Consider the following 1043-nt stretch of genomic DNA (forward strand, 5'->3'; position numbering starts at 1 on the left):
CCTTTTTTAAAGGTCACAGGATAAGGTTCTACGCTTTCATAATTGACGTGTAAATTTCCTAATTCACGCCCTGCTGTAACAAACATCCAAAAATCTTCAGTAGTCTTTACACAAGGGATGCGAGGCAATTCTTTAGAGAGGTTATCAGCATAACGAGCCCTATAATCTTCTGAATGAAGCAAACCGTAAACGTAATAAAAGATATCATCTTTCGTTATGGTTTCATGAGGATAAGCAGCTTTAAAATGTGCTAATCCTTCATTAGTAATTCTATAACGACCTTTTTTACTTTTGTAGCTAATAAGCCATGGTCATGTTGTTTTGTTTATCAGATCATAGTAAAAGTAGATAGCTTGTTGTTGTTTCTAATATGTGACAGTTCCAATAAATTTGGTATATTCTATAAATTAAAGTCTTTCTTTATTCTCAAAATAGCTTTATGTACTGTGGCTTAGATAAAGAGTGCATAGTGTGTAAGATTACACTTTAAGGGGTGATTATCATCTTCATAGGTGGGGGGCGGTATATGACTTATGCAAGCAATAAGACGGGGACATATGATGCGGTCAATACGGTTTCTGCTCTTTACGACCATCCTCAAAAAAATGATTTCAACAAAACAGTAAAAGATTATTACGTAGTTCGTTCTTTTCCTTTTGGAGAGGATAAAATGTTTTGTTTGGCACGTCACATTGAGTGTAAAAATTAAATGCGTTGCTCTTTATTTTCTTTTGTGCTTACCACGGCTTTTTTGTGCCTTTTCTCGTTGCCGAGTTTAGCAGAAACTATACGTGAGAAAGCAATTAATCAATCAGAGGGTATTCAGCGTCAACAAACGCAAGAACAACGTTTTCAGCAATTACACCGTAGAAACAAAACGCAAGGGATATCTTTGCCGGATGATGATGCGACAGCTCTCCATGATGGTTCGAGATCAAAAACCTGTTTGATGGTCAAAAGCATTGCGTTGATGGGTGCACGATTGATTTCTTATAGAGATCTTCATGGCAGTATTTCCCGTTGGGAAGGGCACTGTTTAGGCA

The 1043-nt window shown here is 36.9% G+C and carries 1 protein-coding gene and 2 pseudogenes; 2 read left to right on the forward strand and 1 reads right to left on the reverse strand.

All coding sequences use genetic code 11. From position 1 onward, the window contains the following. Positions 1 to 278 (reverse strand): annotated as a pseudogene (locus NPX99_RS08730) (type ISP restriction/modification enzyme); the annotation flags it as partial. A gap of 248 nt (positions 279 to 526) precedes the next feature. Between NPX99_RS08730 and NPX99_RS08735 the strand changes: the two are divergent. Beyond that, a complete protein-coding gene (locus NPX99_RS08735) occupies positions 527 to 709 on the forward strand; it encodes a hypothetical protein (RefSeq protein WP_269031435.1) in 183 nt (60 codons plus the stop codon). Further along, positions 710 to 1043, forward strand: a pseudogene (locus NPX99_RS08740) (ShlB/FhaC/HecB family hemolysin secretion/activation protein); the annotation flags it as partial.

The sequence above is a fragment of the Bartonella sp. 220B genome (assembly GCF_026930205.1).
Lineage (GTDB): Bacteria > Pseudomonadota > Alphaproteobacteria > Rhizobiales > Rhizobiaceae > Bartonella.